Annotated in this window: 10 protein-coding genes; 3 read left to right on the forward strand and 7 right to left on the reverse strand. The window is 44.7% G+C overall.

Annotated elements, in window-relative coordinates; all coding sequences use genetic code 11:
- Nucleotides 1-181 precede the first annotated feature (181 nt).
- The 4 genes from OEV42_09785 to OEV42_09800 all read right to left on the reverse strand — a co-directional run bounded on the left by OEV42_09785 (nucleotide 182) and on the right by OEV42_09800 (nucleotide 4,257).
- Nucleotides 182-1,525: a sigma 54-interacting transcriptional regulator gene (locus tag OEV42_09785; GenBank protein ID MDH3974553.1), complete on the reverse strand. Its 1,344-nt coding sequence runs from the start codon at nucleotides 1,523-1,525 to the stop codon at nucleotides 182-184.
- 516 nt (nucleotides 1,526-2,041) lie between these two features.
- Nucleotides 2,042-2,614, reverse strand: coding sequence for a 2'-5' RNA ligase family protein (locus OEV42_09790; protein MDH3974554.1), 573 nt, complete (start codon nucleotides 2,612-2,614; stop codon nucleotides 2,042-2,044).
- A 157-nt stretch (nucleotides 2,615-2,771) separates the two neighbouring features.
- On the reverse strand, nucleotides 2,772-3,041 hold the full coding sequence (locus OEV42_09795) for a hypothetical protein (GenBank protein ID MDH3974555.1): 270 nt from the start codon (nucleotides 3,039-3,041) through the stop codon (nucleotides 2,772-2,774).
- 67 nt (nucleotides 3,042-3,108) lie between these two features.
- The gene (locus tag OEV42_09800) at nucleotides 3,109-4,257 is read right to left on the reverse strand and encodes a L,D-transpeptidase family protein (protein MDH3974556.1); all 1,149 of its coding nucleotides are present in this window, start codon (nucleotides 4,255-4,257) and stop codon (nucleotides 3,109-3,111) included.
- Between the two features lie 280 nt (nucleotides 4,258-4,537).
- Between OEV42_09800 and OEV42_09805 the strand changes: the two genes are divergently transcribed.
- Nucleotides 4,538-5,257: a protein-L-isoaspartate(D-aspartate) O-methyltransferase gene (locus tag OEV42_09805; protein MDH3974557.1), complete on the forward strand. Its 720-nt coding sequence runs from the start codon at nucleotides 4,538-4,540 to the stop codon at nucleotides 5,255-5,257.
- A 458-nt stretch (nucleotides 5,258-5,715) separates the two neighbouring features.
- Here OEV42_09805 and msrB read toward each other — a convergent pair whose 3' ends face one another.
- Nucleotides 5,716-6,723: a peptide-methionine (R)-S-oxide reductase MsrB gene (gene msrB, locus OEV42_09810; GenBank protein MDH3974558.1), complete on the reverse strand. Its 1,008-nt coding sequence runs from the start codon at nucleotides 6,721-6,723 to the stop codon at nucleotides 5,716-5,718.
- A 229-nt stretch (nucleotides 6,724-6,952) separates the two neighbouring features.
- On the opposite strand from msrB, the gene OEV42_09815 reads away from it, so the two are divergent.
- Nucleotides 6,953-7,288: a sulfurtransferase-like selenium metabolism protein YedF gene (locus tag OEV42_09815; GenBank protein MDH3974559.1), complete on the forward strand. Its 336-nt coding sequence runs from the start codon at nucleotides 6,953-6,955 to the stop codon at nucleotides 7,286-7,288.
- Between the two features lie 114 nt (nucleotides 7,289-7,402).
- Here the strand turns inward: OEV42_09815 and OEV42_09820 are convergent, their stop codons facing one another.
- Together OEV42_09820 and OEV42_09825 are read right to left on the reverse strand one after the other, a co-directional pair.
- Nucleotides 7,403-7,567 carry a hypothetical protein gene (locus OEV42_09820; GenBank protein MDH3974560.1) on the reverse strand — a complete coding sequence of 55 codons (165 nt, stop codon included), beginning with the start codon at nucleotides 7,565-7,567 and terminating at the stop codon, nucleotides 7,403-7,405.
- A complete protein-coding gene (locus tag OEV42_09825) occupies nucleotides 7,564-7,953 on the reverse strand; it encodes a winged helix-turn-helix domain-containing protein (protein ID MDH3974561.1) in 390 nt (129 codons plus the stop codon). Before OEV42_09825 ends, OEV42_09820 begins: the two co-directional genes overlap by 4 nt.
- A gap of 555 nt (nucleotides 7,954-8,508) precedes the next feature.
- Between OEV42_09825 and OEV42_09830 the strand changes: the two genes are divergently transcribed.
- On the forward strand, nucleotides 8,509-9,672 hold a 1,164-nt coding region (locus tag OEV42_09830), incomplete at its 3' end, for a hypothetical protein (GenBank protein MDH3974562.1).

The following is a 9,672-nucleotide window of genomic DNA, read 5'->3' on the forward strand; positions in this document are numbered from 1 at the left end:
AGGCTCTTTTTTTCTCACAATTATATTCCCGTGAAGAACCATTTTACGGATGCCCGATTAAAAACTTCGGGTCGGAGACCTCTGGTCAGAGATCTCCACATGACGCAAATTTAACAATCAATAAATGAATAAAACAGGGCAAGATGCTAACATTCATTTCACTTAGAAACAAGGGCCATATTCATTTCTTCTCAATACCAAGATCCTTCATTCGCCGCCAAAGGGTAGTCCGGCTTATTTTGAGCCGTTTGGCGCAGGTCTGGAGTTTCCAGTCCGATTCGTTGAGCGCCCTGACGATGGTTTCCCTTTCCAGTTCCTTAAGCGGTTCGTCGCTGTCCATGGCCCTGTCGATAAGATCAGAACTTTGCAACTCCTTGGGAAGATGCTCGGGATGAATGGTCTTTCCCCGGCAGCGAACAAAGGCGTGCTCCATAACATGTTCAAGTTCACGAATATTACCGGGGTAGTTGTAGTCCATAAGGAGTTCCATCGTCCTTGGTGAGAGATTGGTAATCTCGCGGGACATCTCTTTGTTGAATTTTTCGATGAAATGGTTTACCAGAATAGGAATGTCGTCAGTCCGCTCCCTAAGGGCCGGAAGACGGATAGGAACGACCTTGAGCCGGTAATAGAGGTCTTCTCTGAAGGCCCCCTTTTCCACCATATCTTTAAGTTCACGGTTAGTGGCCGCAACGACGCGAACATCAACTTTTATCGATTTCGTTCCCCCCACCCGTTCAAACTCACTCTCCTGTAATACACGAAGCAGTTTTACCTGCGTCTGGAGCGATATCTCTCCTATTTCATCGAGAAAGAGCGTTCCCCCGTTGGCCAACTCGAAACGACCTGCCTTGTCTGCAATGGCTCCCGTATAGGCCCCTTTTACATGGCCGAAAAGTTCACTTTCCAGTACCCCTTCGGCAAGAGCGGCACAGTTGAGCTTAATAAAAGGCTTGCCACTTCGGGGAGAACTGTGATGAATGGCATTGGCAATGAGTTCCTTCCCCGTACCCGACTCCCCTTCAATGAGCACTGTGGATCGCGTAGGCGCTACTTCATGAAGCAGTTCATAGACTTCATGCATCTTGTAATTTCGCCCGACTACATTATTAAAGGAGTAGCGGTCCTTCAGTTCGCTTTTGAGTTCCTGGATGAGCGTTACATCCCTGAATATTTCGGCGGCGCCGATGACTTTTCCGTTTTTGTCCCTGATGGCAGAAGTATTGATGCTGAGTGTTTTCTTCTTTCCATCCTTTTCCAGAACAGCTTCGTAATTATAAATGTGCTCCCCCGTTTTCATCGTCTGCGACATAAGACAACCGAGGGCACAGGCAGAGTGGGCAACCACTTCCCTGCAATTTTCCCCGCACATAATGCTTTCTCCGTCGGCGCCTCCCAGAATTTCCTGGGCTGCGCGATTGACAAAAAGGACCTTGCGTTCAAGCCCTACAACAATGACCCCATCAGCAATGCCATTGAGTATAGCATCACTATTTAAACCGACCAGTAAATCACCGTCTTCCATTCTTTCCTCCCCATGAAACCAAGTCGTTTCAAATATTTGCTTAATAGCAGGTGTTGAATAATAAATGATACATTATGCTACACTGCCAGCGACACTTCTGTTTCATTACTACCCTGATTATAAGAGGGCACAAGATGATTTGCAATACATGTTTCACAAATAAACATTGTTTCACGACTGAAACAATCTGCAAGTATTAGATTTTATTAGATTTTTTCTAGCAGAAAAAATAATCACACACAGCGTTTCTACTTTGAAACATTACACGCAAGGAAGACAAACAGCTCTCTCCCGGCCTTAAGCAGCTAACCACCTGTAATTATTGATACTTTTTATGGCGCCATATATTTGGCACACTAAATGCTAATATATAAGATGAATATAATCAAACCTTAAAAAAGGAGAAAAAAATGAAAGACTTAATCATTATCACAAAGGGCATTGGAATTATCTTTGCTGCGCTTGTAACGGCTACGCTCAACTTCCCCATACTGTAAGCAATGCAATTTTCAGCCTTTAGCCGACAGGGAAGTCTTCAACAGGGTACCATTCGTGGGGAGAGCCCTTCGTTGAAAAGAGACTGATTTTCCTGATTTGAAAAGAGCAGTCTCTATGGCCGATCATTTCTGCAACAATATCCTTTTTAGCCTCTACGGACATATTGCCGTAAACAAGACTAAGATGAGGCATAAAGAGGGGGCCGTCCATTCGCCCAAAGAGGCTCCTCGCCTTTAAATTCGCCGTCATCAAGCCGGGACTTTCTCCGGCAACCAAAAAGAGACACCTGAAGTATTCATCGAGATAGCCCGTACCGCTCAAGCTTACAGGAAAGCGCTCAATAGAAGAAGCCAGTTGCGCCGTCTTTTCGACGATCTCCTCTTCATCTTCAGTTAGCTGTCCGAGAAGCGTGACATGGGGCAAAAAGGATGGCGTGCCAAGGGCGCTGCTCAACTTTAAAATGAGCGCTTCAAGCACCTTTCTCGCTTCACCTTCCGGCACGAGCCAGAGCGAATATCCTTTTACCCTGTTTTCCATTGACAGTTGATTCATTCCATGACCGGAGAAATAAGGCCGCCGGATAGCGCCCATCCAAAACCTACGATAGACGGGACTTTGTTTTCAATCCGGAAAAGAGGGCTTTTTTGCAAGATCAAGGGTTTGCACGGAGACGTACTGCTGCGCGTGGCACAGGCAAAACCGAAGATTGACGCTGAGATTGCGAAAGAGCGCCCTTTCCCGATGAAAACTAAAGAACTATCCGCTTTTTTTTGCAATAATTCCTGATAACAGAGAGAGCCTGGTTCGCTCTCTGTATTTTCATGTTTCGTTTTTTAAGGGCCATCACATCTTCAAGGGGGATTTGCTCCTGCCTCAACTCCCTGATCACCATATTGACGTTAACAGTCATGGTTTTCAAATCCTGCGGCGTATATTTCTTCAAAGTAGCCATGGTAACATTTGCAAAGCCTTCAGCTATATCCACAGCAAGTTTGTGCGGATTTCCACTTATCGTCATAAACTGCTCCTCTCCGGCTAAATTGTTTCTGCCTGAATCCTGCAAGCAATTCAGTAGTCAGGCTCTGTTAATAAATGTAGACTTCCGTGCCACGCTTCACCATGGAATAGAGTTCCTTCAAATCTTTCTTGCCCATCCTTATACAACCGTGGGTTTCTTTTTTACCGTTAATTACGCCACTTTTCGTTCCGTGAATAGCATAGCCGCCGCCCAGCTTAAGCCTGTACTTACCCAGTTCACCTTTTACCGCCCTGTCTTCAATGGAAATAGTTTTAGGGAGCTCAAGCCCCTTTTCATGCCATACCCAGTCAGGCTTGTACCAGATGGGGTTTCTCTGTTTTACCTCAATAACCCTTTTTCCCCTGGGGGTAAGAAAATTATAGGTCTTTCCCGTTTTTTTTACTTTTGTCCACCCCTTGCCTGTAGAAACGGTATATTCCTTGAGCGTCTTCGACCCGATCTTGACGTAAAGAAGATTTTCGCCAAGACTTACAGCCAGGTAAACCTTGTGACTGTCAATACTCTTCTTTATATCTTCCAGAACCTCCTTTGCCCTTAAAAATTCTTCGTTTGACTGTTTTACTTCTTCAAACTTGCGGCCAATGGAGTCAATTTGCTTTTCAAGACCTGCGATTCGATCTTCGGCGCCTGATAGCTTACCCTTTAAAAACTGGTTTTCATTGTTAAGCTGCCTGTTTTCTTCATCCAGCTTATCCAGGCTTTTAGAGAGAGGAAAAAAGAAAGCGCCTGATGCAATAAGAGCAAAAGAGGCAAAGCCAAGCGCTGATTTCCAGGGGCGTCTTCCCTTCAGCAGTTCTGTTTCCTCATCTTTGTCACTTTGGGAAGCGCTCTCAATGGCCTGAGGAGGCGAGACCTTATTTTGAACCTCCTTATTTGTTTCCTCATGGGGTTTATCTTTATCAAGATACCTGGCCAGCATGGGGTGAGAAGCGACCTTAATCCACCGCTTTCCATCGGGGCTGATTTCCCCGTTACCTGAAAGGTTGCCTGCGTTGACCCTGAATCTCAAAACCCTGAGACTTACCGGAAGGCCTCCTTCCCCCTTTACTCTCCAGATCCTTTCCGACAGGCCCTTATCGGGCAGGACCGTCTCGGAAAGGCAAAAAACAGTCTGGCACTTCCTGCACTGGATAACGCCTGCATAACCCTTCCTGTATTCACCTTCAAGACCACATGAGGGACATTTGATTAACACTGCCGGAAACCTTTCAAAAGATTTTTATTATTCTCATTTTGCTGTCAAAAGTCCGAACAGGGCAACTGTCGACAGCATTATATTTTTCTCCCCCATTGCAAGAGATTCACCTTTCACAGTTCCCCCACCCTATTGTCTTTTCCCTTTTTTGACACTTAATTTACCACTTCATATAAAATTATACTACTTTATCTCCCTGCATTTTGAAAAAAATATCCTTTTTCATGGCAACATGTTGATTCTCACTCTCTTTTTGATATGCTAAAGATAAGGATAAATTATGTTCAAATTTCTAATCATATCCATCATTTATTTTACCCCGGGCCTTATGGCAATGCCCTCTCTTTCTCTCGCTGCAAAGGATCCTTTTGAAAGCATGCGCAAAGCAATGGTTGAGCGGGATATCAAGGGACGGGGCATATCGGATAAAGCAACGCTTTCAGCCATGCTGAAAGTAAAGCGACACCTTTTTGTCCCCAAAGCAGCGCAGCATCAGGCCTACTCTGATCATCCCCTTCCTATCGGCTACGGACAGACCATATCACAACCTTATATCGTCGCTCTCATGACGGAAAAACTTGAAGTTAAAAAAGGAGATAAAGTCCTGGAGATTGGCACGGGGTCAGGCTATCAGGCAGCCGTCCTGGCCGAGACAGGTGCAAAGGTGTGGACCATTGAGATAATAAAAGAACTGTCAAAGTCGGCAGGGCAAAACCTTAAAAAAAACGGATACGGCCATGTGGAGGTAAAGCATGGTGACGGATATTACGGATGGAAAGAGGCCGGCCCCTTCGACGCCGTGATCGTCACGGCGGCAGCCAACCACATTCCTCCCCCCCTGCTAAAACAATTAAAAGAGGGAGGGAGACTCATCATTCCCCTGGGAAGCACCACCTACTATCAGACACTGACTCTGGTGACAAAAAAGGAAGGGAAGCATCTCGTCGATCATATCAGCGGCGTCATTTTTGTTCCCATGACGGGGAAAATGCTGGAGTGAATTATTTCGCTTTATTCGGAAATAATTGGGCCACCATGTTGCATAGAAACAAATCCGTACGTAAGTGTTTCGCGCAAAGCCGCAAAGGACGCAAAGAAAAACTATAAAAACATTAAATTTAGTAAAGAATCTATGCCCAGAGGACGGTGGTTTTTCTTTTAGCCATGAAGGGGCTTGTTTTCACTTCCCGTTAAAACGCAGCCGAGTGAAGCAGCTGGCTGAGGATGAAGGTCACAAACTGTCTGAGCGAAGCGAGTTTTTGTGACCGCCGAAGGCAGATGCGGAAGCGAGGGAAGTCCCGCCTCGGCGGGACCAAGTTTTAGGGCGGCCTTTCTTTTGTTACTTTTCTTTGTCCGCAAAAGAAAAGTAAAATTATTATGGCATACCCTTTTAACTCTTACCCCGCCCAAAAAACGGGGATTTCAAAGATTAATTAAACAGGAAAGAGTCATTATTTCTTACTCAAAAAGCTCAAGATATTTATCATAGCCTTCCTTCTCCAGTTCCTCTTTAGGAATAAACCTCAAAGACGCTGAATTAATACAATAACGTAGTCCCGTTGGATCCGGACCGTCATCAAAGACATGGCCCAGGTGCGAATCAGCCCCCCTGCTTCTCACTTCCGTTCTTTTCATGAAAAAGCTGTTATCATCCTTTTCGACAACATTCTCCTCCACAAGAGGGCGGGTAAAGCTCGGCCAACCTGTGCCCGACCTGAACTTGTCTATGGAACTGAAAAGAGGCTCACCGGAAACGATATCGACATAAATCCCTTCCTTTTTATTGTCCCAGAATTCATTGCTGAAGGCCATTTCCGTCCCTTCATGCTGCGTCACCTTATACTGGAGCGGCGTGAGCTTTTTCCTGAGTTCCTCCCCAGAGGGTTTAAGGAAGCCCACCTCGGCCCTGTCATCATCTTTCCAGACCTTTTCAATAAAACGGTCCCGCCCGGAACCGCTGCGGTAAAACTTGTATCGGAGAGGATTCTTTTTGTAATAATCCTGATGATACTCTTCAGCCCTGTAGAAGCGGTCATAGGCAATAATTTCAGTAGCTATAGGCCTGTCAAATTTTCCTGATTTACCAAGCGCATCTTTCGAAGCCTCAGCTTTCTTTTTCTGTTCCTCATTATGATAGAAAATGGCAGACTTGTACTGAGGTCCCCTGTCAACAAAGGAGCCCCCGCCGTCAGCAGGATCAATCTGCCGCCAGAAAGTATAAAGAAGATCATCATAAGAAGTCTTTTTGGGGTCGTATGCAATCTGGATAACCTCGTAATGGCCCGAATTTCCCGATGATACCTCTTCATAGGTTGGATGCGGCTTTTCACCTCCTGCATAGCCGGAAATCACTTCCACAACACCTTCCATCTTTTCAAATGGGGGTTCCATGCACCAGAAGCACCCCCCTGCAAAAGTAGCCCTGGCAAGACTTTTCGTCTCAATATTTTTTTCAGTCACTTCCATCTGTCCGTCCTTTTGTATATTTGTGCAACCCGCAATAATTAAGGTCAAAAGAAGGGTTGCTTTAATTATTATCTTCATAGAATTCACCTTTTATAAATACTCTATCTCTCCTATTCATTAGATAAGATAAGTATCCCTTCGATTCAAAAAGCAGGGATTCCATAAATATTTATTTGTATTGGAAATATTATTTCGATATATTGCAGGTAAAAAACAAGGAGAATAAAACGTGGGAAAGAATATAATCATTAACAGTGAGTTTTTTGGCAAAGGCCCTGAAGAGCTGGGTTCAAAGGTAATGGGATCCTTCCTCCGAAAGTTATGCAATGAAGAGAACAAACCGGGAAAGATCATTTTTTATAATACAGGCGTCAAACTTATGGGAGAGGGCTCGGCAATGCTCGACGCACTGGAAATTCTTGAAAAGAGCGGTGTAGATCTCGTTGCCTGCGGAACCTGTGTTAACTACTTCGGCATTTTCGACAAGATTCCCTTCGGGCGTGTAGGTGACATGCCTGAAATCATCTCTGTAATGATGAGCGATGAGGGTGTTGTGACAATTTAAAAAATATCGACCACGGAGGCCCGGAGATCACGGAAAAATTATTAGAACGCAGATGACCCCGAATGAAAGTATTTCTGACGGGGCAGGCACGGATTATACGGATTTACACAGATTTTATTTTGAACTTCCTTCCCCCTGCGCCTTAGCACCCAAAGGGTATAAACGTCTCCGCGCGAAACCATCTTCTAATCCTGAACTCAGAACTTTGAATTCAGTTTTCAGGGCCTTGCAAACAATCATGGCCACATCTTTAAGTGTGGAATCCTTTGTAATCTTCATAGAGGCTTCCCTTTCCTTCTCGGCCGTCTCCGCTCAAGGTAATATCGCTCTTTCTCCTCCTGTGGAACAAACTGAAAAACCTTTTCCATAAGGGCCTTAAACTCTTTCAAAAAGGGATATCTCGGATTCCACGTATAAAGCCTTGTCCTTCCCTTAAGTGTACTTACAATTAGACCCGCCTCTTCAAAACGGGCAAGCTGTTTTTGCACCATGTTAAGGGGAATATGAAAGGTCTTTGCAATACCCGTGGCATAGCCCTCACCATAGGCCGTCATGTAAAGCAAAACCTTTTCAGCCGTCGCACTTCCAAATATTTTTTCAAGCATATCAACACCTATTATCAAGGTTATAAAACCTATATTATAGGTTTCAGTATCAATCGTCAATTAATATCTGAAAGCATGCAATAGAACAGGGATAACAGGGATTTGGGGAAATGCCTCTTTCAGAGGCCAGGCACTGTGGGTGCCGGGGCGCAAGAGAGAGAAATCTATTTTAACGGAGTTTACAGGATTAAAGAATTTTATTCTGAACTTTAGAAGTATTTACCCTTAAGCGAAACACTATCTTTCAAATCAGTGAAAATCCGCTAAATCTGTGTCATCGGCGTTCTATCGCTTTCCTCTGCGCGAAACCATCTTTTCACCTGCAACCAGTAACAAGCAACCTGCAACTGCTCCATTCAATCCGCATTCCGAAATCCCAAATCCGCAATTAAATATCAGGGTATTTTCCGGGTACCCTAACTTTTTCCTCCTTACGTTTCAGCCATATAATGTATCATGTAGAACCATTCTAAAAATTTAATGTGATTTATATTTCTTTTAATCTCTAATGAGTCTGGCTCCTTTCACCAAAATCAAAGCGGGGCAAAAGCCCCTAATCCGAAACAGGAAGACAGGCTTTTTTATTTGATCTAAAACTTCATAAGGGAGGGCGTCATGTTCCAGAGACAGAAAAGAGGCTTCACAGGGATACTTTTATTAGGGGTAATTTTCCTCATTATCTTTATATCTCCTTACCGGTTATCAGCAAGGGAGATGATTGGCGCGGAAGAGATCATTTCCAGAATTAACAAGCTGACAGATATGCCGGGAAAGACTGAAAAAAATGAGGGCCGGGGTGAAGCAAAAAAACTCAAATCGGATATCGATAAATTCAAGGCTGTTAGAGCCACCTTGTCACCGAAGAAAGCGGTGTCCCGATGGCTCAAGCTTTATGACCGCTTCTGGCTGCTTCCCCCGGAAACATTGACCAAAATAGCCGGATACAAGAGTATGGGAAATAAAAACAGCCTTTCCCTAAAATCACTGCTCGCCTCTGTCCCACTGCCGGAAAGCTGGCATACCCTGAAAAAAGAGGTCATGGAAAGATCTTCATCGAACAAGGGAACGCCCGAGACAGCGCTCCGTTTGATGGTATTTTATTTAACTCATGATCAGGAAAAGCTGACCAAAACCCTGGATGAGTTAAAAACAAGGGCAAAGCTCAGCGGACAGGGTGCTCTTTATTTTCTTGATACTTTAAAAATGATGGATTTCAATGAAAGTAATAAGGACAATGAAAAGTCGGTTATTAAAAAGTTCGAGACCTACCTCGCCTCCTTCGAGTCGGCAAGACCTTCAGGGATCGTCAATGTCCAGGTTCCTGACCTCCTCTCTCTCACTGACAAAAAGAAAGCCACAAAACTCATCGTCAAGGCACTTACCATCCCCGGCTTGCGGCTAAATGTCCCATCAGGCGGCAAAACACTCGATCTCGCCAAGACATTGACAATAAAGCATGAAGCCAGCCTCATCGAACCGCAGTGGACCCTCATAACCGACACTAAAGACATAGCGCTCTATGAAGCGCTCTCAAAACGCTTTCCCGAAAAATCAAAAGACGACAGGAAAAGCGATATGTTCCAGGAGAATAGCCGCTACGGCTATGATTACGACCCTATAGATGACGATAAAATCCGTGCAAAGCTTATCTATATGCTGGGACTCATCGCGGTAGACAGAATCAGCGAAGCAAGGGACCTGGCAACAGGTATGAAGACAACAGACTTCATGGGGAAAAAGTTTAAGGCCTTATGGCAGGCATTTGAAAAAATACGCTAC

This window comes from Deltaproteobacteria bacterium (assembly GCA_029860075.1).
In the GTDB taxonomy this organism is placed as follows: Bacteria; Desulfobacterota; JADFVX01; order JADFVX01; family JADFVX01; genus JAOUBX01.

Excerpts from the sequence above, each read along its gene's own strand:
- OEV42_09820 (MDH3974560.1), bottom strand. The coding sequence starts at position 7,567 with ATGAAGATTACAAAGGATTCCACACTTAAAGATGTGGCCATGATTGTT.
- OEV42_09805 (MDH3974557.1), top strand. The coding sequence starts at position 4,538 with ATGTTCAAATTTCTAATCATATCCATCATTTATTTTACCCCGGGCCTT.
- OEV42_09785 (MDH3974553.1), bottom strand. The coding sequence starts at position 1,525 with ATGGAAGACGGTGATTTACTGGTCGGTTTAAATAGTGATGCTATACTC.
- OEV42_09795 (MDH3974555.1), bottom strand. The coding sequence starts at position 3,041 with ATGACGATAAGTGGAAATCCGCACAAACTTGCTGTGGATATAGCTGAA.
- OEV42_09790 (MDH3974554.1), bottom strand. The coding sequence starts at position 2,614 with ATGGGCGCTATCCGGCGGCCTTATTTCTCCGGTCATGGAATGAATCAA.
- msrB (MDH3974558.1), bottom strand. The coding sequence starts at position 6,723 with ATGGAAGTGACTGAAAAAAATATTGAGACGAAAAGTCTTGCCAGGGCT.